Source organism: Spinactinospora alkalitolerans, from assembly GCF_013408795.1.
GTDB lineage: Bacteria > Actinomycetota > Actinomycetes > Streptosporangiales > Streptosporangiaceae > Spinactinospora > Spinactinospora alkalitolerans.
The window spans coordinates 462,365-487,817 of record NZ_JACCCC010000001.1; the positions used below are offsets into that span (position 1 = coordinate 462,365).

The 25,453-nt window shown below is 73.8% G+C and carries 20 protein-coding genes; 10 read left to right on the top strand and 10 right to left on the bottom strand.

The features are described 5' to 3' along the window. Positions 1–177: 177 nt before the first annotated feature. The 3 genes from HDA32_RS02250 (at position 178) to HDA32_RS02260 (ending at position 3,506) form a co-directional block, all read left to right on the top strand. Positions 178–1,167: an NADPH:quinone oxidoreductase family protein gene (locus tag HDA32_RS02250; protein ID WP_179641582.1), complete on the top strand. Its 990-nt coding sequence runs from the start codon at positions 178–180 to the stop codon at positions 1,165–1,167. 253 nt (positions 1,168–1,420) lie between these two features. Further along, positions 1,421–2,221, top strand: coding sequence for an SDR family oxidoreductase (locus HDA32_RS02255; protein WP_179641583.1), 801 nt, complete (start codon positions 1,421–1,423; stop codon positions 2,219–2,221). A gap of 64 nt (positions 2,222–2,285) precedes the next feature. Beyond that, a complete protein-coding gene (locus tag HDA32_RS02260; protein ID WP_179641584.1) occupies positions 2,286–3,506 on the top strand; it encodes an acyl-CoA dehydrogenase family protein in 1,221 nt (406 codons plus the stop codon). 117 nt (positions 3,507–3,623) lie between these two features. On the opposite strand, the gene HDA32_RS02265 is transcribed toward HDA32_RS02260, so the two are convergent. The 3 genes from HDA32_RS02265 to HDA32_RS02275 form a co-directional block, all read right to left on the bottom strand. Next, positions 3,624–4,880, bottom strand: coding sequence for a GDSL-type esterase/lipase family protein (locus HDA32_RS02265; RefSeq protein ID WP_179641585.1), 1,257 nt, complete (start codon positions 4,878–4,880; stop codon positions 3,624–3,626). A gap of 130 nt (positions 4,881–5,010) precedes the next feature. Then, positions 5,011–6,183 (bottom strand): anhydro-N-acetylmuramic acid kinase, encoded by a 1,173-nt coding sequence (locus HDA32_RS02270; RefSeq protein WP_179641586.1) that lies wholly within the window; start codon positions 6,181–6,183, stop codon positions 5,011–5,013. Between the two features lie 748 nt (positions 6,184–6,931). Next, positions 6,932–7,600: a GntR family transcriptional regulator gene (locus HDA32_RS02275; RefSeq protein WP_179641587.1), complete on the bottom strand. Its 669-nt coding sequence runs from the start codon at positions 7,598–7,600 to the stop codon at positions 6,932–6,934. A gap of 107 nt (positions 7,601–7,707) precedes the next feature. Here HDA32_RS02275 and HDA32_RS02280 point away from each other — a divergent pair, with 107 nt between their 5' ends. From HDA32_RS02280 to HDA32_RS02295, 4 genes are read left to right on the top strand one after another with little or no spacing between them, the layout of a single operon-like run. Next, on the top strand, positions 7,708–8,934 hold the full coding sequence (locus HDA32_RS02280; protein ID WP_179641588.1) for a sarcosine oxidase subunit beta family protein: 1,227 nt from the start codon (positions 7,708–7,710) through the stop codon (positions 8,932–8,934). A 44-nt stretch (positions 8,935–8,978) separates the two neighbouring features. Beyond that, a complete protein-coding gene (locus tag HDA32_RS02285; protein WP_179641589.1) occupies positions 8,979–9,257 on the top strand; it encodes a sarcosine oxidase subunit delta in 279 nt (92 codons plus the stop codon). Continuing rightward, complete coding sequence (locus tag HDA32_RS02290; protein ID WP_179641590.1) at positions 9,254–12,118, top strand: 2Fe-2S iron-sulfur cluster-binding protein; 2,865 nt, start codon at positions 9,254–9,256, stop codon at positions 12,116–12,118. Before HDA32_RS02285 ends, HDA32_RS02290 begins: the two co-directional genes overlap by 4 nt. After that, entirely contained in the window at positions 12,111–12,917 is an 807-nt protein-coding gene (locus HDA32_RS02295) for a sarcosine oxidase subunit gamma (protein WP_246334207.1), read from the top strand. Before HDA32_RS02290 ends, HDA32_RS02295 begins: the two co-directional genes overlap by 8 nt. 515 nt (positions 12,918–13,432) lie before the next feature. Here the strand turns inward: HDA32_RS02295 and HDA32_RS02300 are convergent. Together HDA32_RS02300 and HDA32_RS02305 are read right to left on the bottom strand one after the other, a co-directional pair. After that, positions 13,433–14,401, bottom strand: coding sequence for an FAD binding domain-containing protein (locus HDA32_RS02300; RefSeq protein ID WP_179641591.1), 969 nt, complete (start codon positions 14,399–14,401; stop codon positions 13,433–13,435). After that, positions 14,398–16,986 (bottom strand): molybdopterin-dependent oxidoreductase, encoded by a 2,589-nt coding sequence (locus tag HDA32_RS02305; protein WP_179641592.1) that lies wholly within the window; start codon positions 16,984–16,986, stop codon positions 14,398–14,400. Before HDA32_RS02305 ends, HDA32_RS02300 begins: the two co-directional genes overlap by 4 nt. 115 nt (positions 16,987–17,101) lie before the next feature. Here HDA32_RS02305 and HDA32_RS02310 point away from each other — a divergent pair, with 115 nt between their 5' ends. Beyond that, positions 17,102–17,764 (top strand): TetR/AcrR family transcriptional regulator, encoded by a 663-nt coding sequence (locus tag HDA32_RS02310; RefSeq protein ID WP_179641593.1) that lies wholly within the window; start codon positions 17,102–17,104, stop codon positions 17,762–17,764. Between the two features lie 65 nt (positions 17,765–17,829). Here the strand turns inward: HDA32_RS02310 and HDA32_RS02315 are convergent, their stop codons facing one another. Both HDA32_RS02315 and HDA32_RS02320 read right to left on the bottom strand, forming a co-directional pair. Then, positions 17,830–18,135, bottom strand: a complete 306-nt coding sequence (locus HDA32_RS02315) for a hypothetical protein (protein WP_179641594.1) — start codon at positions 18,133–18,135, stop codon at positions 17,830–17,832. Between the two features lie 111 nt (positions 18,136–18,246). Further along, positions 18,247–18,900: a hypothetical protein gene (locus HDA32_RS02320; protein WP_179641595.1), complete on the bottom strand. Its 654-nt coding sequence runs from the start codon at positions 18,898–18,900 to the stop codon at positions 18,247–18,249. 540 nt (positions 18,901–19,440) lie between these two features. Between HDA32_RS02320 and HDA32_RS02325 the strand changes: the two genes are divergently transcribed. Further along, positions 19,441–19,965, top strand: coding sequence for a DUF3592 domain-containing protein (locus HDA32_RS02325; protein WP_179641596.1), 525 nt, complete (start codon positions 19,441–19,443; stop codon positions 19,963–19,965). A gap of 236 nt (positions 19,966–20,201) precedes the next feature. Here the strand turns inward: HDA32_RS02325 and HDA32_RS02330 are convergent, their stop codons facing one another. The 3 genes from HDA32_RS02330 to HDA32_RS02340 all read right to left on the bottom strand — a co-directional run bounded on the left by HDA32_RS02330 (position 20,202) and on the right by HDA32_RS02340 (position 23,736). Continuing rightward, positions 20,202–20,777, bottom strand: a complete 576-nt coding sequence (locus HDA32_RS02330; RefSeq protein WP_179641597.1) for a M23 family metallopeptidase — start codon at positions 20,775–20,777, stop codon at positions 20,202–20,204. 55 nt (positions 20,778–20,832) lie between these two features. Then, positions 20,833–21,702 carry a helix-turn-helix domain-containing protein gene (locus tag HDA32_RS02335; RefSeq protein WP_179641598.1) on the bottom strand — a complete coding sequence of 290 codons (870 nt, stop codon included), beginning with the start codon at positions 21,700–21,702 and terminating at the stop codon, positions 20,833–20,835. 147 nt (positions 21,703–21,849) lie between these two features. After that, a complete protein-coding gene (locus HDA32_RS02340; protein WP_179646416.1) occupies positions 21,850–23,736 on the bottom strand; it encodes an ABC transporter ATP-binding protein in 1,887 nt (628 codons plus the stop codon). Between the two features lie 585 nt (positions 23,737–24,321). Here HDA32_RS02340 and HDA32_RS02345 point away from each other — a divergent pair. Then, entirely contained in the window at positions 24,322–25,401 is a 1,080-nt protein-coding gene (locus tag HDA32_RS02345) for an MFS transporter (protein WP_179641599.1), read from the top strand. Positions 25,402–25,453 lie beyond the last annotated feature (52 nt).

Below are 25,453 nucleotides of genomic sequence, written 5' to 3' on the forward strand. Positions count from 1 at the left end.
CCTAGAAAACTACCTTAACGGCAGGGTTGTGTCGCGACCGCGCAGCGTGGCCCCGGTCTCGTTCCGTTCCGGCGTCCGTCCGGGCGGAGGGAGAGGCGCCGGACGGCTTGACGGTCCCGCCGTTGGCGCGGTTCACTCTAAACCGACCGGTTGGTATCTAGCGGTTCGGAGGCGGCTGTGAGAGCGTTGCGGGTCCATGAGCTGGGCGAGCCGAAGGACGTCCTGCGGCTCGACGAGATCGACGCGCCGCGTCCCGGTCCGGGACAGGTCCTGGTCCGCGTGCTGGCGGCGGCGGTCAACTTCCCCGATGCCCTGCTGTGCCGGGGGACGTACCAGGTCAAGCCGCCGCTCCCGTTCACTCCCGGCGTGGAGCTGTGCGCCGAGGTCGTCGAGCTGGGCGAGGGCGTGACCGGGCTGTCCGTCGGCGACCGCGTCCTGGGGTCGGCCGAACTGCCCAGCGGGGCGTTCGCCGAGTTCGCCCTCATGGGCGCCGATGTCGTGTTCCCCGCTCCGGCCTCGCTGTCCGACGACGAGGCGGCCTCGCTGTTCATCGGCTACCAGACCGGCTGGTTCGCGCTGCACCGCCGCGCCGGCCTGCGGCAGGGCGAGACCGTCCTCGTGCACGCCGCGGCCGGCGGCGTCGGCAGCGCGGCCGTCCAGTTGGCCAGGGCGGCCGGTGCGCGGGTGGTGGGCGTCGTCGGCGGTCCGGGCAAGGCCGAGGTCGCCAAGGAGCTCGGGGCCGACGTGGTCGTCGACCGCCATTCCGAGGACTTCGTCCAGGTGGTCAAGGACCTCACCGCCGGCCGCGGCGCCGATGTCGTGTTCGATCCGGTGGGCGGCGACTCCTTCACCCGCTCCACCAAGTGCGTCGCCTTCGAGGGGCGGATCGTCATCATCGGGTTCGCCAGCGGCACCATCCCCACCCCCGGGCTGAACCACGCGCTGATCAAGAACTACTCCCTGCTGGGCCTGCACTGGGGGCTGTACCGCCAGCGCGATCCCGCCCTGATCGCCGAGTGCCACGAGCGGCTGACCGAGCTCGCCGACCGCGGCCTGGTCAAGCCGGTCGTCAGCGAGCGCCTCCCGTTGGAGCGCCTGGCCGACGGCGTCCAGCGCCTCGCCGAGGGCAGTACCGTCGGCCGCCTGGTCTTCGCCCCGTCCGCCTGACCGCGGACCCGATGGCGGGGGCCCGCGGCGGCCGGACGGACGCACCCGGCCGCCGCGGTACTCTCCCTTCCGCCTTCTCCCGGTCCCCGGCCTCCCGGCCGTTCGCCGCCTCCCGCCCGCGGCCGTCCACGACCGTTGACACCCCGGAACGGGCGTTGCTAGGTTCATACCAACCAGTCGGTATATGCGTTTCCGCGACGCCGAGACGACCGGGGAAGCCCGTTCACGGCGGCGAAGGTTCTGAGGAGTCCCCATGGCCGGACCGTTCTCCATCCCCGGTACGACGATCGTGGTCACGGGAGGCGCCGGCGGAATCGGGTACGCGCTGGCCGAACGCTTCCTGAGCGAGGGCGCGGCGAACGTGGTGCTCGCCGACCGCGACGCCGACCAGGCCAAGCGCGCGGCCGACGAGCTGGGCGAACGGGCGCACGGACTGGCACTGGACGTCGCCGACGAGGCCGCCGTCGCCGAAGCCGTCGCGCGGATCGAGGAGGCGCACGCCCCCATCGACCTGTGGTGCTCCAACGCCGGTGTGGCGGCCGGCCGGGGACTGGGCGACGACGCCGACTGGGACGTCTCCTGGCGGGTGCACGTGCTCGCCCACGTCTACGCCGCGCGGGCGCTGTTCCCCCGCATGGCCGAGCGCGGGCGCGGCCACCTGCTGGTCACCGCGTCGGCGGCGGGCCTGCTGACCAACCTGGACACCGCACCCTACTCCGTCACCAAGCACGGGGCGGTCGCGCTCGCCGAGTGGCTGGCGATCCGGCACGGCGACGAGGGCATCGACGTCTCCTGCCTGTGCCCGCAGGGCGTCAACACCGCCATGACCGCGGGCGACGACGCGTCGGCCGCCACTCGTCTGGGTGGCGACTACCTGGAGCCCGCCGACGTCGCCGAGGCGGTCGTCGCGGCGCTGCACGACGGGCGCTTCCTCATCCTGCCGCACCCCGAGGCCGCGGCCTTCGAACAGCGGCGGGCCGAGGACCGCGACCGCTGGATCGGCGGCATGCGCCGGGCATGGCACAAGATCCGGCGCGCATCCCGCCAGGGCTGACCGCGGACGGCACGGCGGCGGCCCGGCGGGGTGCCGGGCCGTTCCCCCCAGTGAAGGGACCGGCATGGACTTCTCCTACGACGACACCACCCGCGGCCACCGCGACCGCCTCCTGGCCTTCATGGACGAGCACGTCCTCCCCGCCGAGGCCGTGCACGCGGAGCAGGCCGCGCAGCGCAGCGACCCGTGGTCGACACCGCCGATCATCAAGGACCTCCAGGCCGAGGCCAGGACGCGCGGACTGTGGAACCTCTTCCTGCCCGGCACCGAGCACGGCGCCGGGCTGACCAACCTGCAGTACGCCCCGCTCGCCGAGATCACCGGCCGCTCGCCGGGGATCGCCCCGCTCGCGCTGAACTGCGCGGCGCCCGACACCGGCAACATGGAGATCCTGGCGCTGTTCGGCACCGAGGAGCAGCGCAAGCAGTGGCTGGAACCGCTGCTGGAGGCCAGGATCCGCTCCGCGTTCTGCATGACCGAACCCGACGTGGCCTCCTCCGACGCCTCCAACATCGAGCTGCGCATCGACTCCGACGGCGACGACTACGTGCTCAACGGGCGCAAGTGGTGGTCCTCGGGCGCGCTCAACCCCGAGTGCGAGGTCTTCATCGTCATGGGCGTCACCGACCCCGGCGCCGAGCCCTACCGCAGGCAGAGCATGGTGCTGGTGCCCAAGGGCACGCCCGGCGTGGACGTTCGGCGGGGCCTGAACGTGTTCGGCTACACCGACGGCACGCACGGCGGGCACGCCGAGGTCGTCTTCACCGACGTCCGGGTGCCCAAGGCCAACATCCTGCTGGGCGAGGGGGAGGGCTTCCGGATCGCCCAGGAGCGCCTGGGGCCCGGCCGGATCCACCACTGCATGCGCTCCATCGGCGTCGCCGAGCGCGCCCTGGAGCTGATGTGCGCCCGCGCCGCCGACCGCGTGGCGTTCGGGAAGCCCCTCGCCGACCAGGGCGTCGTGCGCGAGTGGATCGCCGAGGCCCGCGTCCGCATCGAGCAGGCCCGCCTGCTGGTACTCAAGACCGCCTGGCTGATGGACACGGTCGGCAACAAGGGCGCCCGCGTCGAGATCTCGGCGATCAAGGCCGAGGTGCCGCGCATGACCGGATGGGTGCTGGACCGCGCGATCCAGACGCACGGCGGCGCCGGGGTCTCCCAGGACCTCCCGCTCGCGAAGCTGTGGGCGGCCACCCGGACCCTGCGCCTGGCCGACGGCCCCGACGAGGTCCACCTGCGCTCGATCGCGCGCCGCGAACTCAAGCCGTACCTGGAGCGGGACTGAGGGGCCCGGCCCGCGCGCCCACTCCTTCCTGGGGCTGGGCTTGAAGACCCCCTGGGGTCGAGGCGGGGGCCCGCCCGCGCGCCCGCTCCGTCCCGGGGCCGAGGGTGAAACCCGAGGTCAAGATCGGCGGAAGGAGGCCCGGGGAGCCGCAGCGCTTTCGCCGTCCCGGTCGGCCGCCTCGAGGGCCCGAGGCTCCGGCGCCGGGGCGGCCCTCCTCCTGCGCGGCAGGGTCAGCAGGAAGAACGGGTAGCCCACCAGGGGCGACAGGGAGCCGCCGGGGACCGGCGAGGACACCACGTTGGAGTAGGGGCCGGCGTTCCAGCCCTTCGCCGCCCTGACCCGGTAGTCGGTCCCCCCGGAGGCGGGTCCGGACGCGGTGTAGGCGGTCCGGCCGGGATCGAGGGGGAGCGGGAGCATGGTCCAGTCCGTGCCGCCGGACTCCCTGGTCCAGATCTGGTACTCCGTCGCCCCCGGTACGGCGGTCCAGGTCAGCTCGACCGTGCCGCGCCGCACCTCCTCGGCCGTCAGCTCGGGGACCGCCCGGGGGCCGGGCTCGACCTCCGGCAGCGGCCGGGGATAGGCGTCGCCGACGGAGAACTCCGAGGCCAGAGCATCGGCGAAGGCAGCGGCGATCTTGAGCTCACCGCGCGCGTTGGGGTGGGTGCCGTCCCAGGTGTCCTGCTCGGGGACGAACCCGCCGGGCGGGTCCACGGCGACGACCGGAGACTCCTCGGTGGACAGCTCCCGCGCGACGGCGTCCATCCGCCGGTTGAAGTCGGCGACCCGCGCCGCGAACCCCGCGTCGTCGGCCGCCCTTTGCGTCGGCAGCACCTTGGACAGGGCGATGCCCAGTTCGGGGTTGCCGGTCCGGGCGTTGGCGACGTAGGCGCGGAGGTCGCCCTCCAGCGCCTCGGGGTCCGTGCCGAACCAGCCGAGGTCGTTGATCCCGAGGCAGACCAGGAGGAGGTCGGGCCGGTGGGCGGCGACCTGCTCGCCGATCGTGTTCTTGGCCTCGGCGAGCGACATGCCCCAGCGGGCGTTGTGGTCCTGGTCGAAGTCGGGGTCCCGGTAGGTGTGCACGGCGTCGGCGGGGTCCAGCGTCGTGACGTCGGTGAGCCCGTCGTCGGGGCCGACGAAGTCCACTTCGCCCGCGCGCCGCTCCAGATGCGACCACAGGTGGTAGCGCCAGGTGTGGTCGCCGGAGCTGCCCTGGACGATGGAGTCGCCGGCCGGCATGACGCGCAGCGCCGCCGCGCCGCCGGACCCGTCGGGAGGGGCAGCCGGCGCCGCGGCCGTCCCCAGGGCGACGCTGAGCAGAACCGTCAGGACCAGCGCGAGGACAGGGAGTGCCCCGCGGTGTCCTGGTGCGGGCACGAGGTCTCCTTCGTGCGTGGGGAGTGGGGCGGCGCCGTGGCGGGGCGCGGCCTCCCGGCCGCGGACGGCGGGGGCCTCCCGGCCAGAAAACCGCCGATCGCCTGGTGGGCGCAATACGGCCGCGGGTAATTTAACGGGATTGATGCCGGGAACTCGGGCTGGACGCCGGTACCAGGCGCAGCCGGTCGGGCGGCGCGGCCGGGCGGGCCGCGGGGGTGATGCGCCCGGCGACGGTGGCGGTCCGCGCGCCGGTGCAGGAGGGGATCGCCGACGGCAGGCCGTGCCAGGTGAGGAAGCCCAGCAGGGCGAACAGGTAGGCCTCCTTGGCGTCGGGGTCGATCCCGTGGTCGGCGGCCGAGAGCAGTCGCGCCGGCGCGAGCCCGGCCCTGAGCGCCTCGGTCATGGCGGGGTTGCGCATCCCGCCGCCCGAGCCGATCACCTCGGTGACGCCGTGGGCGCGGCAGGCGTCGGCGACCGTGCCCGCGGTGAGGGCGACGAGGGTGGCGAACAGGTCGTCCTCGGCCACGTCCAGGCCGGCCAGGGCGGCGTCCAGGTGGTCGGCGTGGAACAGCTCCCGCCCGGTGGACTTCGGCGCCGGGCGCGCGTAGTAGGGGTCGGAGCGCAGCCGGGCGAGCAGGTCCGGACGCACCCGGCCGCGCCGGGCCCTGGCTCCGTCGCGGTCCATCGGCTCGCCGACGCGGGCCGCGGCGAGGTCGAGCAGCGCGTTCGCCGGCCCGGTGTCGAAGGCGAACGGCGCGCGGCCGGGGGAGACGACGGTCAGGTTGGCGATGCCGCCCAGGTTCAGCGCCGCGGTGGTGCCCTCCCGGCCCGACAGCCACAGGACGTCCAGCGTGCTCGCCAGCGGCGCGCCCTGGCCCCCGGCGGCGATGTCGCGGGCGCGCAGGTCCGAGACGACCGGCAGCCCGGTGGCCTCGGCGATCCACGCAGGCTGCCCCAGTTGCAGGGTGCCGTGCGCGGCACCGTCCCGCACCCAGTGGAACACCGTCTGGCCGTGGGAGGCCACCAGGTCGGCCGCGCCGCCGGGGCACAGCTCGTCCAGCGCGTACCGGGCCGCGTCCGCGAACGCCCGCCCGATCCCGGTGTCGAGCCGGCAGACGTCGCCCATGGTCGTGGACGCGGGCGGCAGTGCGGCGAGCACGTCGTCGCGCAGCGAACCGGGGAGGGCGGCGGCACCGTGGCCGATCGGGGTGAGGAGTACCTCCCGGCCGGCCGACCGGATGTCCGCGACCGCCACGTCGATCCCGTCCACCGACGTCCCCGACGACAGCCCGATGACGATCATCCACGCCTCCTCACGAAGAAGGAGCGCCGCGAGGGCGCCGTGCCCAGCGGTGCCGCACCGCTGGGCCCGAACCCTGGCGCCCCACTGGGGGCTCGGGGCGGCGGAGCGCGGCCCGCTGGTCGTTGGGCCGCGGTTCCCCGGGGCGCAGCGGCTGACGCGGCTCCTCGGCCGTTCGACGCCGCTCAAAGCGGAACCCGGTGGATCCCCTCCCGATCCACCGGGTCCGTCCTGCGCGCCAGGAGAAACTAACGGTATCTAATTAAAAGCTGTCAGTAAATGCCATGTGCAATCCCGTTAGTGCAATGACAAGGCCTTCAGCGAAATCCCCTATGACCATTATTAACAAAACGTGTATCCAGTGTCGCAATCCGTCACTATTGTCGCTACGCTGCTCCCGGGTCGGCGCCGTCACACCCCTCCCTCTGACGGCGCCGACCCACGAACGCGCGGTCTTCGGCGGAGCGCCTGGACAGCGCCTAGATCCTCGTTGGGAGAGGGGCGGCGTTGTCTCCAGGCCCTGTTTGGTCCTGCGGGCGCGGTGGGGCTGTTGTCGGCGCGCAGCGTCCGGCGGCGCCGGACCGAAACCGCGGTGTCGGTCCGCGCCGACGGTGTCGGCGTGCGCTTCGCGCGCGGGAGGGCGATTTTGCGTCCACGGGCCTTCGGCCGCGCGAGAGAATCGCCCACCCGCGCGCCGCCCCTCCTGGGGGCCGGCCTTCAAGACCTCCAGGAGTCGAGCTTAAAACCCAAGCTAGATGAGGTCGCGCACGGTGCGCTCGAAGGCGTTGACGTGCTCGACCGCGAGCGCGTGCGCGGTTTCGGCCTCGCCGGAGACGACGGCGTCCAGCAAGGGGCGGTGTTCGGCGACGTGCGCGCCGACGTCGGGCAGCCGGTCCAGGAAGAGGTACCAGATGCGCAGCGCGTGGTTGTAGTACTGCCCGAGGGTGCTCTCCAGGTAGGCGTTGCGGGTCGCGCGGTACAGCGCGCGGTGGACCTCGGTGTCCAGCCGCATCACGCTCTCGGGGGCGCTGCCGTGCTCGGCCACGCCGTCGCGCAGCCGGGCGAGGTCGGCGCGGTCGCGCGGCGTGGCCCGCTGGGCGGCGCGGCGGGCGGCGAGTCCTTCGAGCTCGCGGCGCACGTCGGCGATGAGGGCGTGGTCGGTGATGTTGATCTCGGTGGCGAAGGTGCCGCGGCGAGGGAAGACCGCGACCAGCCGCTCGGTCTCCAGGCGCTTGATGGCGTTGCGGACCGGGGTGCGCCCGATGCCCAGCCGACGTGAGAGCCGCTCCTCGTTGATCACGGCCCCCGGCGGGATCTCCAGCGTGATCACCAGGTCCCGGATCGCGGTGTAGGCGCGCTCGCCGAGCGGGACCGGGGCCTCGGGGGATTCGGGCGCGGGGTCGTTGACGGACGTGCTCATGGCCGCTTAGCTTAGTCCACATCTGAAATTTCAGTTCGTCGGCCAGTTGGATCTCAGGAATCGGCCGACCCCGCGTCCCGTATCCCGCCCGACCCGAGGAGGCGGTCATGATCGCCGGCACCGCGCGGCTCCCGGACCACCCCGAGCGACTGTGGCCGAACCCCGAACCCAAGCGGTCCTACGACGTCGTCATCGTCGGAGCGGGCGGGCACGGGCTGGCCACCGCCTACCACCTCGCCAAGGAGCAGGGCGTCCGCGACGTCGCCGTCCTGGAGAAGGGCTGGCTGGCCGGCGGCAACATGGCGCGCAACACCACGATCATCCGCTCCAACTACCTGTGGGACGAGAGCGCGCGCATCTACGAGCACGCGCTGGAGCTGTGGGAGGGCCTGGAGGAGGATCTGGGCTACCCGATCCTGTTCAGCCAGCGGGGCGTGCTCAACCTCGCGCACTCGCTCCAGGACGTGCGCGAGGGCGTCCGGCGGGTCAACGCCAACCGGCTCAACGGCGTCGACGCCGAATGGCTGGACCCGGCCGGCGTCAAGGAGGTCTGCCCGATCATCGACGTCTCCGCCGACGTCCGCCACCCGGTGCTGGGCGCGACCTTCCAGCCGCGCGCGGGCATCGCCAAGCACGACTACGTGGCCTGGGGGTACGCGCGCGCCGCGGCGGCGACGGGGGTCGACCTGATCCAGGACTGCGAGGTCACCGGGTTCCTGCGCGACGGCGACCGGATCACCGGCGTGCGCACGGCCCGGGGCGACATCGCGGCCGGCCGGGTCGGGCTGGCCGCCGCGGGCCACACCTCCGTGCTGGCCGACACCCTGGGGCTGCGGCTGCCGCTGCAGAGCCACCCGCTGCAGGCTCTGGTCTCCGAGCTCCTGGAGCCCGTCCACCCCACCGTGGTGATGTCCAACGCGGTGCACGTCTACGTCAGCCAGGCGCACAAGGGCGAACTCGTCCTCGGCGCAGGCATCGACTCCTACAACGGTTACGGCCAGCGCGGTTCGTTCCACGTCATCGAGCGGCAGATGGCGGCCGCGCTGGAGCTGTTCCCGGTCTTCGCGGGCGCGCACGTGCTGCGGACCTGGGCCGGGGTCGTCGACGTGAGCCCCGACGCCTCGCCCATCCTCGGCCGCACCCCCTTCACCGGCCTCTACGTCAACTGCGGCTGGGGGACCGGGGGATTCAAGGCCACGCCCGCGGTGGGCCGCTGCTTCGCCCACACCATCGCCCACGACGAGCCGCACCCGCTCAACGCGCCCTTCGGCCTGGAGCGCTTCTTCACCGGCGCCCTGGTCGACGAGCACGGCGCCGCCGCAGTCGCCCACTGACCCGCGCACCGCCGGTGCGCACCGCCCGGCCATGGAGGCCCACCGTGATGCTCATTCCCTGCCCCTACTGCGGGCCGCGCGAGGAGACCGAGTTCCACTACGGCGGGCAGGCGCACGTCGCCCACCCCGCCGACCCCGCCGCGCTGTCCGACACCGAATGGGGCCACTACCTGTTCTTCCGCGCCAACCCCAAGGGCCGCTTCGCCGAGCGGTGGCGGCACAGCGTGGGCTGCGGCAGGTGGTTCAACGCCATCAGGGACACCGCGACCCACGAGCTGGTCCGGGTCTATGAGATGGGCGAGCCGGAACCGGTGATCGAATGAGCGAGGCACTCCGGCTGCCCTCCGGCGGCCGCATCGACCGCGGTACGACGCTGAACTTCCACTTCAACGGGGCCGCCTACACCGGGCGTCCCGGCGACACCCTCGCCTCGGCGCTGCTGGCCAACGGCGTGCACCACGTCGCCGACAGCGTGCGGCTGGGCCGTCCGCGCGGGATCTTCGCCGCCGGGGCCGAGGAGCCCACCGCCCTCGTCCGGGTCGAGGCGCCGACCGCCGAGACCATGGTGACCGCCACGACCGTGGAGCTGAGCGAGGGGCTGCGGGCCCGCGGCCTGAACGGGCATGGCCGGCTGGAGCCGGGGGCCGCCCTCTCGGACCACGACGCGATGCACGCCCACTGCGACGTGCTGGTCGTCGGCGCCGGTCCGGCCGGTCTGGCCGCCGCGCTGACCGCGGCCCGCACCGGCGCCAGGGTCGTCCTCGCCGACGAGCACCCCGAGCCGGGCGGCTCCCTGCTCGGCACCGGGGAGCCCCTCGCGGCGGACGACGGGTCCGACTGGGTGGCGCGGTGCCGGACCGAGCTGGAGTCCTGCGCCGAGGTCCGCCTCCTCACCCGCACCACCGTCTTCGGGCACTTCGACGACAACCACCTGATGGCCCTGCAGCACCGCGCCCCCGGCCCCGCCGACGGCGGCGGAGGGGCGCGCCGCCGCGTCTGGCGCATCCGGGCGCGCCGGGTGGTGCTCGCGACCGGCGCGCACGAGCGCTCCTACGTGTTCTCCGGCAACGACCGGCCGGGCATCATGCTCGCCGCGGCGGCCCGCCGCCACCTGCACCGCCACGCCGTGCTCGCCGGCACCCGCGCCGTCGTCTGCACCACCAACGACAGCGCCTACGCCGCCGCGCTGGACCTCGCCGCGGCAGGCGTCGACGTCGCCGCCGTCGCCGACGCCCGGCCCGCCGTCCCCGCGCACTGGCGCGACCGGTGCGCCGCGGCCGGGATCGAGGTCCTGCCCGGCCACGCGGTGGTCAGCACCAGCGGGCACGAGCGCATCACCGGCGCGCACGTCGCCGCGCTGCCGACCGGTCCCGGCGGCCGGCTCGGCCCCAGGCGGGGCATCCACTGCGACCTGCTGTGCGTCTCCGGTGGCTGGAACCCGGTCCTGCAGCTCTTCGCCCAGGCCCGCGGCGAACTGCGCTACGACGAGACCCTGGCGGCCTTCGTCCCGGGCCGCGCGCCCGAGGCGGTGCTGGTGGCCGGTGCGGCCAACGGGCGGTTCGGCACGGCGGACTGCCTGGCCGAGGGTGCGCGGGCCGGCGAGGAGGCCGCGCGGGCCGCGGGCTTCCGGCCCGGCGCGCCCGTCCGGCTCCCCGAGGCCCGGGAACCGGCGGCCACCGCCCCGCGCGCGCTGTGGTCCGTCCCCGACCCGGGGGACGATCCCGGCCGGCACTTCCAGTTCGTCGACCTCCAGCGCGACGCCACCGTCGCCGACATCGTCCGGGCCGTGCGGGCGGGGATGCGCTCGGTCGAGCACGTCAAGCGCTACACCACCATCGGCACCGCCCACGACCAGGGCAAGACCAGCGGCGTGCTCGCCATCGGCGTCGTCTCCGACGTGCTGGGCCGACCCGTCGGCGAGCTCGGCGCCGTGTCGTTCCGGCCGCCCTACATCCCCGTGGGCTTCGCGGCGCTGGCCGGCCGGGACCGCGGCCACCTGCACGCCCCCGTCCGGGTGACGGCCATGCACGATCGGCACGTCGCGGCCGGAGCCCGGTTCGAGGACGTCGGCGAGTGGAAGCGCCCCTGGTTCTACCCCCGGCGGGGAGAGGACATGGACGCCGCGGTCCAGCGCGAGTGCCGCGCGGCCCGGCGGGGCGTCGCGATGATGGACGTGTCCACCCTGGGCAAGATCGAGGTCCAGGGCCCCGACGCGGCCGCCTTCCTCGACCTCGTCTACACCAACCTGATCAGCACCCTGAACGTGGGCCGGATCCGCTACGGCCTGATGTGCACCGCCGACGGCATGGTCCTCGACGACGGCACCGTCATGCGCCTCGCCGAGCACCGCTTCCTCCTCACCACGACCACGGGCAACGCGGCGGCCGTCCTGGACTGGCTGGAGGAGTGGTCCCAGACGGAGTGGCCGCACCTGCGGGTGCGCATGGCCTCGGTGACCGACCACTGGGCCACCGTCGCCCTGGTCGGACCGCGGGCGCGCGGCGTGCTGCGCGCGCTCGCCCCCGGCCTCGACGCCGCCAACGACGCCTTCCCGTTCATGTCCTGGCGCGAGGCCGACGTCGCGGGCATCGGGGCGCGGGTGTGCCGCATCAGCTTCTCCGGCGAACTCGCCTACGAGATCAACGTGCCCTGGTGGTCGGGGCGGCGGCTGTGGGACGCGCTCGGCGCGGCGGGGGCCGGGCACGGCATCACCGCCTACGGGACCGAGACCATGCACGTGCTGCGCGCCGAGAAGGGCTACCCCGTCGTCGGCCAGGACACCGACGGCACCGTGACACCGCACGACCTGGGGATGCACTGGGCCGTCTCCAAGAAGAAGAGCGACTTCATCGGCAGGCGCTCCTTCGACCGCGCCGACACATGCCGCGATGACCGGGCGCACTTCGTCGGGCTGCTGCCCGCCGACCCGCAGGAGCTGCTGCCCGAGGGCACCCAGCTCGTGGCCGACGCGCCCCCGGCCGAGTCGCCGGAGCCCGCGCTGGGCCACGTGACGTCGAGCTACCGCAGCGCGGCGCTCGGCCGGACCTTCGCCCTCGCCATGGTGCGGGCGGGGCGCGACCGCATGGGCGGGTCGGTGCGCGCGGTCGTCGGCGACCGCACCGTGCCCGTGACGATCACCGGCACCGTGTTCTACGACCAGGAAGGGGCCAGGCGCGATGGCTGAGCCGATGCGCGCCCGCGCAGCCGCGGCGGGGGAGACCGGAGGGGCCGAGGACACCGGAGGAGCCGGGGCCCGCACCCGGACCGGTCCACCCGCCGGGGACGCCGCTCAAAGCACTCCGGTCCCCGGGGAGACCGGTCCGGCCGGCTCGCCCAACGGGGACACTCCTCTGAGCGCTCCGTTCCCCGGGGAGAGCGCCCCGGTCACCCCGCTCGCCGGGCACGCCGCGCGCTTCGCCGGGCTCGGCGCGGCCACCGGTTCGGCGCTGCGCGTCGCCGAGCAGCCGGTGCGGACCCAACTGACCGTCCGCGCGGACCCCGGCGGCCCGGCCGCCGCGGCGATCGGCCGGGTCCTGGGCAGCGCGCTGCCCACGGCCGCCACCACGGCGGTCCGGACCGGGGACCGGCGCGTGCTGTGGCTCGGACCGGACGAATGGCTGGTGACCGCGCCGCTGGAGCAGCGCCTCCGGTTGGAGGCCGACCTGCGCGCCGCCGCCGACGGCCTCGCGGACGACTGGGCCTGCGTCGTGGACGCGTCGGGGCAGCACGCGGTCCTGTCGATCGCCGGTCCCCTGGCGCGCGACCTCCTGGCCAAGGGGTGCGCGATCGACCTGCACCCCCGGGCCTTCGGTCCGGGCCGGTGCGCGCGCACCTGGCTGGCCCGGGCCCAGGCGGTCATCCTCAACGACGCGGAGAACGCCGGGGACGAACCGGCCTACACGGTCCTGGTGCGCTCCTCCTACGCCCGCTACCTCGCCGACTGGCTCCTCGACGCGTCGGCGGAATGGAAGCGCCGGTCTTGAAGTCGTGCACCCTACCGAGGTTTACAGGAGTCGCGTCGGGTGGTCGGGCGGCCGAGGTGCGCTGTGCCCTTGTTCGCCGCCGGGCGCGCACGGTGGTTCTCTCGTCGATCTTGGCCTTGGGTCTCAACCTTGACCCCAGGGGGTTGGTAGGGCCCGCCCAAGGACGGGGTGGTGTGCGGGTGGGCGATTCTCTCGCGTGGCCGTCGAGCCCGTGGACGGAAAATCGCCCACCCGCACGCGAAGCAGGCCCGCCGCTTCGGCGCGCACCGACACCGCGGTTTCGGCCTGGCACGCACGGTGGCGGCGTGGGCGGCGCGGCGCCGGTGCGATCCCTTGATGGGCCTTGCCACGCGAGAGGATCGCCCGGTCACCGCGGATTCCACCTGCGGCCGGGGTCACAAGACCCCCAGTGGCCGAGGTTGAAACCCGAGTCGGCCTTGTGGGCCCTGAAAACGCTGCGACAACGCCCACAAGGACAAGATCGGCGTCGGAGGAGGCAGCCGGGGACTCCCTGATCACCGTGGGGTTTCGCCGTCGGCCTCCAGTGCCCTTTCCAGCACCTCTCTGACCGTCTCGGTCAGCAGGCCGACCTTGTAGGCGTTCTGGGCGAGTGGGGAGCAGCGCGCGGACAGCGGGGTCAGGGCGCCGTCGACGGACTCCGGTGTGGCCGGTCGGCCCGTCAGCGCCTCCTCGACCTCGTGCAGCCGCACCGGGGTGCGCGCGACGGCTCCGGCGGCCACCGCGACGTCGCCGACCACGCCGTCGGAGTCGACGACCAGCCGCGCCACCGCCTCGACCAGCGGCCACTCCGCCCTCGACCGGCCGGTGGCGCGGTGGTAGGCGGCCGTCTCGCCCGGCGCGGGCGCGGGCAGGTCGACGGCGAGGAGCAGCCCGCCGGGGTCCAGGCGGTGGTCGCGCGTGGGGTCGGAGCCGTCGCCGTAGAGGTCGCGCACCGCCATCGGCCCGGCGCCGTGCACCGCGACGGTGGCGTCGTAGGCGAGCAGCGCAAGCGCCATCGAGGACGGGTGCGGGGCGACGCAGGGACCCTGGTCGATCACCGCCGAGTACAGGTTGGCCCCCTCCCTGGCCGGGCAGGAGTCGCCGCCGGTCTGGAAGCAGGAGAACGCCGGGTTGCGGTAGTACCAGCACCGGTTGCGCTGCAGCAGGTTGCCGCCGAGCGTGCCCGCCGTCCGGATCTGCGGCGTGGCCAGCGCCCCGGCCGTGGCCGTGAGCGCGGGGTGGCCGGCGCGCAGCCGGGGGTCCCCGGCGATCTCGGCGATCGTCGTCATGGCGCCGATCCGGACGGAGCCGTCGTCGCCGAAGGCGGTGCCGCGCAGATCGGGCAGCCGGTGGAGGTCGACGAACGGGCCCGTCGCCCGGCCGCCGTGCAGCCGGGCGGTGACGTCGGTGCCTCCGGCGCGGGCTTCGCCGCCGTGTTCGTGCAGGGCCGTCGCCGCATCGGCGACGCTGGTGGGCGCGTTCACTGGTGGATCCCTTCACGGAGGCGGTCGGGGCGGACGGGCAGGTCGCGGGGGCGCCATCCGGTGGCGTTGTGGACGGCGTTGCCCACGGACGCGGCGACGCCGACCGTCGCCACCTCCGCGAGGCCGACCCCGCCGCCGGTGACGTGGTCCCAGCCCTCCTCGTGGAAGTGCACGGTGATCTCCGGGGTGTCCCCGATGCCGGGGATGCGGTAGTCCTCGAGGTTGTCGGTGAGTACGACCCCCGTGGCCGGGTCGACGTGCCGCTGTTCGTAGAGCGCGTAGCCGAGCCCCTGGACCACGCCGCCCTCGCACTGGCCGCGCGCGAGCCGGTCGGAGTAGATGTGCCCGGCGCTGATGCCGGCCCACACCCGGGTGGGGCGCACGGTGCCCAGCCTGGTGTCCACCTCGACCTCCGTGACGTGCACGGCCCCGCTGAACCCGCGCCCCAGGGCCATGCCGTCGAGCGGGAACGGCGTGACGTAGCCGCGGTGGTCGCGGCGGCGCCGCCCCACCACGCGCAGGCCGTCGGCGCCGTCGAGCCGTACGGGCCCGGAACCGTCCGCGCCCCGTTCGCCGCGGTGCTCGCGCAGGGCGGCCCGCAGCCGCCGGGCGGCGTCGCGGGCGGTCGGCCCCAGGGACGCGGTGGTGCGGCTGCCGGTCGAGGGCGGTCCGTACACGGTGCCGTTGCGGCCGATCTCCACGCGGACCCGATCAGCGGGCAGGCCCAGTTCGCCGCGGACGACGTCGGTCAGGACGGAGCGGATCCCGTTGCCGATGTCCTGGACCGCCGTCCGCGTCACGATCGTGCCGTCCTCGACGGTCAGCTCCACCTCGGAGCCGGGCTCGAGCAGGTAGAACCAGTTCGCCGCGGCCACGCCGACCCCGCGCCGGAACCGCCCGGTCTGCTCGCCCGGCCGCGAGCGGTCCAGCCACGCGGGCAGGGCCGCGGCCCGATCGTAGAGCGCACGCCGCTTGGGGTTGCCGTCCCAGCGGCGGCGCAGCGCGATGGGGTCCTCGTCCAGGCGCAGCGCCATTTCGTCGACGGCCTGCTCCAGCGCCCACAGCATCGGGGGCCCGCCGGGGCCGCGGAACGGCTTGCCCGGGGGCAGGTTGGTGACGGCGTCGAAGTCGCGGAGCCGGCGCGGGGCCTTGCCGTACACCAGCATGGCCAGCAGGGCGCTCGGGGTGTCGACCGAGACGCCGCCGTCGCCGTAGACGTCCATGGACAACGCGGCGAGGTCGCCGGACTCGTCGGCGAGCAGCGCCAGTTCGGTGCGGCTGCCCGGCCGGTTGCCCGCGTCGATCAGCTCCTCGGACCTGCTCAGCACGGCGCGCACGGGCGCTCCGGTCGCCTTCGCCAGTTCGACGGCTGCGACCGTCTCGACGTCCAGGCCGCCCTTCGCCCCGAAGCCGCCGCCCACGTGCTCGGCGACGACGTGCACGCGCTCGGCGGGCAGCCCCCACCGCTTGGCGGCGCTCTCGCCGATCAGGTTGACCGCCTGGGTCGAGACGTGCAGGTGAAGATCGCCCCGCTCATCCCATCGGGCGACGCAGGCGTGCGGCTCCAACGGGGTGTGCGCCTGCACGGCCGTGCTGAACTCGCCCACCACCAGCCGCTCGTCCCCGCGCCGCGCCGCCTCGGTGATCCTGCGCACCGCCGTCGCGGTGCGCCGGCCCATGGTGAAGGGCCCGCGGACGTTGCCGCGCCACCGCGTGGGCATCGGGGGAGTCTCGCCGGAGCGCCGGGCGTTGCGCCGGGCCTCCTTGGTCGCGTACACGGGCGGCGAAGCGGGGTCGCGGGCCTGCCGCGCGTCGAGCACGGCGGGCAGCCTCTCGTAGGCCACGGTGACCTGCTCGGCCGCTGCCAGCGCCTTCGCCCGGGTGGGCGCGGCGACGGCGATGATCGGCTGCCCGACGTAGCGCACCGTCCGGTCGGTCCCGAGCAGGTCGACGTGCGGCACCGCTCCGGCGTCCACCTCCACCACCCGGGCGTGGGCCTCGGTCGAGCGGACGATCACCGCTTCGAGCAGTCCGTCGGGCCGGACGTCGGTGCTGTAGCGGGCCCGGCCGGTCACCTTCTCCACGGCCTCGGCACGCGGCGGGGCCGCGTCGTCGTCCCGGTCGTGCTCACCGGCGCAGGCCGCCGCGACCGCGGCGTAGATGCCCTGGTAGGCGCCGCACCGGCACAGGTGGCCGGCCAGCGCGTCGGCGATCGTCGCGCGGTCCGGGGCCACGTCGCCGTGGGCGGCCCGCCAGCCGTCGACGAACGCCGCGGCCTCCACCACGAAGCCGGGAGTGCAGTATCCGCACTGCAGCCCGTCGTGCGCGGCGAAGGCCCGCTGCACGGGGTGGCTGCCGCCGAGCCCCTCCACCGTGGTGACCGACCGGCCTTCGAGCGCGGCGGCCGGAGTCAGGCAGGAGACGGAGGGCCGGCCGTCCACGAGGACGGTGCACGCCCCGCAGACGCCCACCCCGCAGGCCGGCTTGGTTCCGGTGAGGCCGAGGTCCTCGCGCACGAGTTCCACGGCCGTGGCGTCGGGGTCGGCGTCGACCTCCGTGGTGACACCGTTGACGGTGATGTCCATCGCGTCCTCTCCGCACGGCGCGGGGCGTCGTACCGGGGCTCGGTCCTGAGGTTGACGTCGTCAACTTAGGAGGCTGGATTGCCCCTGTCAAACACCGCTCATGTACTGTCACGACATGTCCGCAGCTCAACCGCTTGAAAACAGCGTGGAACCCGATCCCGCGCGATCGCCGCGGCGGCGCGGGAGCGGCCCCGGCGACACCCGGGCGCGGCTGATGGCCGCCGCCTCGGAACTCCTCGCGCAGGGCGGCGCGGACGCGGTCACCCTGCGCGCGGTGGGGGAGCGCGTGGGGGTGTCGCGCACGGCGCCCTACCGGCACTTCCGCGACAAGGAGGACCTGCTCTCGGCGGTCGCGGCGCAGGGCTTCGAGCGGCTGCACCGCGACATCGCCGCGGCCATGGCACAGGGGGACGGCGGCGCGCCCCCGTCCCTGACCGAGGCGCTGCGGCGGGGCTGCACCGCCTACATCGACGCCGGCCTGGCCTCCCCCGAGCACTACCGCCTGATGTTCGGCGAGCACCTGACCCGCTTTGGCGACGACGACCTGCACGCAGCGGCCTCGGCGGCGATGGGCCTCTTCGTCGACGCGCTGGAGCGGGGCCAGCAGAGCGGCGCGGTCCGCCGCGGCGACACCCGGGACCTCGCCATCCTCACCTGGTCGGCCCTGCACGGCCTGGTCACCCTCGCCCTGTCGGGGCACCTGGCCCGCAAGGGCCTGGACATCGACGAGGTGGCCGCCCGCCTGGCAGCCCAGCTGGTCAACGGCCTGGAGCCCTGACCGGGTATTCGGTCGGCAGGAATCGGGGCCGCCGGCGCGGCCGGTGCCCGATCGCCGGACGCGGATCAGGGCGCCGGGGCCGAGGTCGCCTCGGGGGCGGGGTTGCCGGTGCTCCAGAGCAGGCCGGTCAGGACGAGGGACGCCAGCAGAGCCAGGGCGCTCACGACGAGCAGAGCGAGGTGCCAGTTGCGGCGGCCCGGATCGGTTTTCACGCCGACTCCGGCGAGCACGCCCGACACGACCGCCAGTGGAGCGGCGAAAGCGTGCAGGAAAATCACTGCGGCCACCGCTATGGCCGTGAGGACGGAATTCAGTGCAGCGAAGACCGGAAAACGGCCGGCCGCTTGGCGGCGACTTCCAATCGTCGTCATGATGGTCTCCTTTTCCTTCCCCGCGCCCCGAGATCAGCGTGAGAACTGCGAGACGTGGGGCCGCGCGGCCTCTCGGTCGGAATGCGGCCCCACGGCGGCCGATACCGGGAACTAGAAATTCACGCTGCAGGTGTAATCCGCGTAGGCGTTCCCGTTGGCGGCGCCCCTCAAACGAATGCACTCCAGCGGGTGCTGGATGTCCCATCCGCCGGCGCCGAGCACGAAGCTGTGCTGGGCCCACGCGACCCCCTGGTTGCCGGCGGAGACGCCTGAGGCGAAGTCGTTGACGCCCTCGTAGCGCCAGCCCGGCGTACTGGTCTCGCCGCCGGCGCGGTCGTAGGAGGCACTGGTCACCGTCACGCCGTTGGAGCACCAACTGCCTTCGACGTAGAAGGTGTAAAGGGTGTTGCCCGCTGCGGCCTGCGCCGATCCGTCGGCGCGGCCGACCCAGCAGCCCGCGACGCTCGCGTCGTTGAGGGTCTCCGGCGCGCCGCCGCTCTCCTCGATCTGGCGGGCCACGTCGTTCTGCGGCTCGACGACCTCGGTCTGCACGTCCTGCTCGGCCGGCAGCACGTAGGAGTCGAACGCCGCGCGTTCCGCGTCCGACAGGCCCTCGTAGGTCGCCTCGGGATCATTGGACTCGAAGACGCTCTCGGCGACCTCCTTACCTGCTGGGCCCTCGTCCGCGGAAGCGGCGCCGGCGGCTCCCACGCTCGCCACGGCCGCGACGGTGAAGCCGAAGGCGATTGCGGTGAGGCGCTTCATAAGATCACTCCTGCTTTCTTTGGTGTCCGGAAAAACAGAGGGGGATGATAAACAATTCTCTCCGGCGCGAATCGCATATTGAAAGCGCGTCCTCTGTTCATTCGGTTGTAGTTGACGGCCTTCGCCGATTTCAACCGTGAATATCTCCACCGAATCGGTCCGGTTTCGGGGCGATGTTCAGCCGATCGGGGAGAGGCGAGGGCGGTTCTTCCGCTGTTATCCCACCGTGTGTCGCCCGTTCTCGGGGTGTGCGTCCGGGGCGGAGCGCACCCGTGTGGACCGTCCGCAAAGATCGTCCATGGCCGTAATCGGTCAGACCCGTCGAACGACCGCGTTGAGCGGGAACCGGAGCGCCTGATCGGTCGGACCGGTTTCACTCCGGGGGGACGCGGCGACGGCCGGGCACGGAGAAGGCGGCGGGCTGCTCGACGCGGTCACCGGGTTCCGCCTGTTCTCGGCGGGCCCCAGGGATGGAACCATGGAGGTCCGACCAGCGTCCCACCTCGGTACTTTTTGTTCCCCCGCCGTCCGGAGATCCCCATGAGAACTCCAGGTTTCCAGCCGCACGACCGGTTCCACGGCAGACGGCCCCCTTACCGGTCCTCGGGCGGTGGTGGAGCCGTCCGCATCGTCGGCGCGATCATCGCGGGGGTGTTCGGGCTCATCCTGCTCATCCTCGGCGTCGTGTTCACCCTCGTCGGAGGGCTGGACTACACCGACCACACCGGGCGTGCCGACGCCGTCGTCGTCGACCGGGTGGAGACGACGAGCCGGGACAGCGACGGGGACCTCGACACCGACGTCGACGTCTACGTCAGCTACGAGGCCGAGGGGCGCACCCACGAGCACGTCGCGCTGAACGGCCTCAACCCCTCCGACCACCACGAGGGCGAGGAGTTGACGGTCGCCTACCACCCGGACGACCCCGGGGACCCGGTCACGGCCGCGAGCACCGAGTCCGGCGCGTTCGACCTGTTCGGCTACATCGGCGTCCCGATGATCGTCGCGGCCGTCCTGCTCTTCATCACCTCGGCCCTGATCCTGCTCCTCGGCCGCCGCCGCTGACCCGGCCGGGGCCGGATCGACTCCGGTCGGCCGTGAACTCCCGGATCCGTTCCGCGCCGCGCCGGTCGGCCGGAAGCTCGTCGACCCCCGCCGCGATCAGGGCCGCCGCCGGTCCGTGCCGACCGACCGCGACCGACTCATCGCCGGACCGGGCGCGCGGGACTGAGCGGCACGCGCCCCGTCCGGCTCCTCGGAAGAATGACGGAAGAGACGCCACCACTCGGCCTGCGAGCGGATCAGTCCGGTTCCGGTGCGACGAAGGGCTCCTGCGCCCGGGGCACACCGCTGTGGAGGCTCTCTGCCACCTCGAAGCTCCAGCAGAAGGGCAGCCCCTTGGCCACGGCGACATCGGGGCCGTCCATGAGCTGGAAGTGCAGATGGGGTTCGCTGCTGTTGCCGCTGTTACCGCACTGTCCGATGGGCTGTCCGCCCGTCACGCGGTCACCGGGCCGGACCCGGATCGTTCCGCGACGCAGGTGGGCGAGTACGGCGTGCACGCCGCCCCCCAGATCGATGACGACGTGGTTTCCGAACAGCAGCCACGGATCGCGTTCCGCGGCCCGGGAGGCCGCGAGGACCATGCAGAACGCGGCCGGTATCGAATCCCGGCTGCGGTGGTCGCGCATGCGGTCGCGGGAGCGCGCCACAATGCCGTCACCTGGTGCGAGGATCGGTGCGCCAAAGGCCGGATAGGCCGTGGGACGCCTGGTCACCGGCCACCATTTCGCCATCCGGCCGGCGCGTCGGCGGACCGGGATATGACGCCGGCGCACCCGGCGCCGGCGTCGTGTCAAGAGCCTTTTGTCGGACATGCTTGTGCCCGACCGTACCGAGGCGGGCGCGTCGCCCGCCGGCCACGGCCTCCGCTCAGGGCGTGCGGCCGAGGAAGGCGAGCAGCCGTTCCTGTTCGGGGGCGTCCTCGGCGACCCCCACCGCGGGCCCGCAGATTCCGTCCATCCGGAGGTTGTCGCCCAAGGCCAGGGCTTCGGTGTGGACGCGGTGGACCTCGTGCGCCGGCAGCGCCTCGTCCTGCCCGGTGGCCCTGGCGATGGCCCGGCAGTCGCGGGACAGGTGCGACTGGTCGGTGTAGCCGGCGGCGAAGGCAAGCCGGGCGAGGTCGAGCGGGGCGCCGGGGTACCGGGCGAGGCGCAGGAAGCGCTGCAGGCGCAGGATGCGGCGCAGCGTCGCCGGGCCGTAGCCGAAGGCCGCCGTGCAGCGCCGGTGCAACTGGCGCTCGCCGAGCCCGGTGGCCTCGGCCATGGCGGTGACGGGCGCGCCGATGTCGTGGGCGAGCATGCGCGAGACGGTCTCGGCGACCGGGTCCTTCGGCGGTGCGGCCGCGAGCCAGCCGCGGACGTGGCCCTGCAGGACGCCGATCCGCGTCGCCGGATCGGCGGCCTCGCCGATCTGCTCGATGAGGTGCCGCTGCGCCCGGGAGCCGAGCACGTCGTCCAGCGACACCCGCCGGTCGCGCACGTCGGCGGTGTCGAACCCGAGGACGGACCCGGCCCTGCCCGGCCGGAAACGCACCCCTACGGCCTCGGTGCCGGGCGGCAGCCGGAACGACCAGGCCGCGGTCTCGGGCCCGCACACCCGGACGGTGCCGTCGTCGATCCACAGCACGTCGACGCACCCGTCGGGGAGCAGGCGGTGCTCCCCTTCGATGCGCGCCGTCCACCCGGTCACCAGGTCGCGCGACAGGCCCGCGGCCACGGTCGAAGGCGCGTACCAGCTCATGCCCCGACCCTAGAGGGCACCTGAGACAGGACTCCCGGACGACGCCGGCCCTCCTTCCGGGACGGCCGCGTGGCGGACCGTGGACCGGGCCCCGCTGTGCGCTGAGGCGTGGCGGGACCCGGAACGGGGCGTGCGGCGGTTCTCGCGTCAGTGGGCCGGTTCCTCGGTGGCGGCCTGGTGGTCGAACTGGGTCCGGTACAGCTCCTCGTAGCGGCCGCCGACGGCGAGCAGTTCGGTGTGCGTGCCGCGCTCCACGACCCGGCCGTCCTCGACCACCAGGATGAGGTCCGCGGCCCGGACGGTGGAGAGCCGGTGTGCGATCACCACCGCGGTCCGCCCGGCCAGCGCCTCGCCCAGCGCCTCCTGCACCGCGGCCTCCGACGTGGAGTCCAGGTGCGCGGTGGCCTCGTCGAGGATCACCACCCGGGGCCGCGCCAGCAGCAGCCGCGCGATCGTCAGCCGCTGGCGCTCACCGCCGGAGAGCCGGTACCCGCGCTCGCCGACGATGGTGTCCAGTCCGTCGGGCAGCGCGGCGACGAGGTCGGCGAGCCGGGCACGGCCCAGCACCTCCCACAGCTCCTCGTCCGACGCCTCGGGCCGCGCCAGCAGCAGGTTCGCCCGGACCGACTCGTGGAACAGGTGGCCGTCCTGGGTCACCATCCCCAGCGCCTCGCGGATCGACTCGGCCGACAGGTCGCGCACGTCCACGCCGGACAGCCGCACGGCGCCGCCCTCGGCGTCGTAGAGCCGCGGCACCAGTTGCGCGATCGTCGACTTTCCCGCGCCCGACGACCCGACCAGCGCGACCATCTGCCCGGGATCGGCGCGGAACGACACGCCGTGCAGCACCTCGACGCCGCCGCGGGTGTCGAGGTTGGCGACCTCTTCGAGTGAGGCGAGCGAGACCCGGTCCGCCGACGGATAGCCGAAGCGCACGTCGTCGAACTCCACCGACACCGGCCCCTCGGGCACCGGCCGCGCGTCGGGCTTCTCGGTGATCAGGGGCTTGAGATCCAGGACCTCGAACACCCGCTCGAAGCTCACCAGCGCGCTCATCACCTCCACCCGCGCGCTGGCCAGGGCGGTCAGCGGCGCGTAGAGGCGGGTGAGCAGCAGCGCGAGCGAGACGACGGCGCCGGTGTCCAACTGCCCCCGCAGCGCGTAGAAGCCGCCGAGCCCGTAGACGAGCGCCAGCGCCAGCGCCGAGACCAGCGTCAGCGCGGTGACGAACACCACCTGCACCATCGCGGTGCGCACCCCGATGTCGCGCACCCGCCGGGCCCGCGCGGCGAACTCGGCCGACTCGTGCGCGGGCCGGCCGAAGAGCTTCACCAGCGTCGCCCCCGGCGCGGAGAAGCGCTCGGTCATCTGGGTGCCCATCACGGCGTCGTGGTCGGCGGCCTCGCGCTCCAGCCGGGCCAGCCGGGTGCCCATCCGCCGCGCGGGCAGTACGAACACCGGCAGCAGCACCAGTGCGAGCAGGGTGATCTGCCAGGAGATGCCGACCATCACCACGAGCGTGAGCGCGAGCGTCACGAGGTTGCCGACCACGCCGGAGAGGGTGTCGCTGAACGCCCGCTGCGCGCCGATGACGTCGTTGTTCAACCGGCTGACCAGCGCGCCGGTGCGGGTGCGGGTGAAGAAGGCGATCGGCATGCGCTGCACGTGGTCGTAGACCGCGGTGCGCAGGTCGAGGATCAGCCCCTCGCCGATGCTCGCCGACAGCCAGCGCGTCACCAGCCCCAGGGCGGCCTCGGCCACCGCGATGACGGCGATGAGCACGGCCAGTCCGACGACGAGGTTCAGCGCGGCGCCCTCGTCGATCGCGTCGACGACCCGGCCCGCGAGCAGTGGCGTCGCCACCGCGAGGACCGCCGACACGACGCTGAACAGCAGGAACCATGCCAGCCGCCGCCGGTGCGGCCGCGCGAACCCGCCGATGCGCCGCAGCGTGGCCTTTGAGAACGCCCCTCGCCTCTCCTGCGCGGTCATCGCGTTGTACAGCGAGTTCCACGCGGTCACTTCCATGTCCATCACGTACCACCGGATCCTCAGGAGCCATTGCGCTCGACGGTCGACACGATCGGAGACTAAGACCTCAATCAAGGTTGAGGTCAACCCCGCGGGGACCGGATCGCGGTGACGTGCGTGCGTCCGATCTGCTGTACCGGTGCGATCATTCCAAGGGGGTGTGACAGCCACGGGCGCCGCGCGGGCGGGCACGGCGTGGTCCTCCCGGCGACCGCGAAGCGGGGCGGCTCCTAGATGTACCGACCGTGGAGGCTGGTGACAGCCGGGCCCGCCGGCGCGGTCGTCCCGGTGACGGCGGCCGCGGCCGCCGGCGTCGCGGCCGCGAACCTCTGCAGCATCCTCATGTGCGTCCCATCCGTTCTCTCGCCTCCGCCCTCCCTGTGCGGTGCGCGACCGAACTCTCACCGAAAGCGCTTCGGACCCGCTTCGCAGCCGCTTCCGCCGCACAAGGACGCCGGAGCCGGCCGCCGGGGTCTTCCGCTTCCCGGCGCGGCGCCGTAGGCTTCGGACATGGCATGGCGACATTGATCCGCACCTGAGTCCCGGCTCGCGCGCAGGCTCTACGTCTACGCGTTCCTCGAGGACTTCGTGCTGCTCTACCCGGTCTATGCGGTGCTGTTCGCCGAGACCGGGCTCTCGGCGGCCGAGATCTCCTCGCTGTTCATCATCTGGTCGGTCGTCTCGTTCGCCCTGGAAGTGCCGTCCGGGGTGCTGGCCGATCTCCTCCCGCGCAGGCTGCTGCTGACCGCCGCACCCCTCCTGACCGGAGCGGGATACGCGCTGTGGACGTTCGCCCCCTCCTATCCCGCCTTCACGCTGGGCTTCGTGCTGTGGGGCGCCGGCGGCGCCCTGCGTTCGGGCACGCTGCAGGCGCTCGTCTACGAGGAACTCGCCCGCGCGGGTGCCGCCGACGGCTACGCCCGCCTCATCGGCCGCTCCCAGGCCATCGGCACGACGGCGGCCATGGCGGCGACCGGCCTGGCCGCTCCGGCGCTCGCCGTCGGCGGCTACGAGGCGGTGGGCATCGCGAGCATCGCCGTGACCCTGCTCGGGGCCGCGGCGGGGTTGTCGTTCCCCGAATCCAGCGGACCCGCATCGGAGCAGGGGGACACCTACGTCCAGGTGCTGCGCAACGGCTTCGCCGAGGTGCGGCGGGCGCCCCCGGTCCGCGGTTGTCTGGCGCTGGTCGCGGTGCTCATGGGCATCGGCGGGGCACTGGAGGAGTACGTCCCCCTGCTCGCCCGGTCGACCGGTGTCGGCACGTCCGCCGTGCCGCTGCCGGTGCTGCTGGTCGCGGCGGGTATGGCGGTGGGCGGATGGCTGGCCGGGCGCGGCACGCGGTGGGCGGCCCCGGCGCTGGCCGTCGCGGCCGGCTGCCTCGCCGCCGGGGCCGCGAGCGGACACCCGGCGGGGCTGCTGCCGATCGCCGTCGCGTTCGGGGTCTCCGAGTGGGCGATCGTCGCCGCCGAGGCCCGGCTGCAGGAGCGCATCACCGACCGGGCCAGGGCGACGATCACCTCGATGGCGGGCTTCGGCGCGGAGGTGGTGGCGGTGCTGACCTACGCCTCCTACGCGCTGGGATCGGTCTGGGCCGGGCCGGGGCCGCTCTTCGCGCTGGCCGCGGTGCCCTACCTGGTCCTCGCCCTGGCCCTGTGGCGGACCCGGTGACCGGGGAGGGACATGAGCGGCCCGGAGCGGACCGCCGATGCGGGCTGCGCTT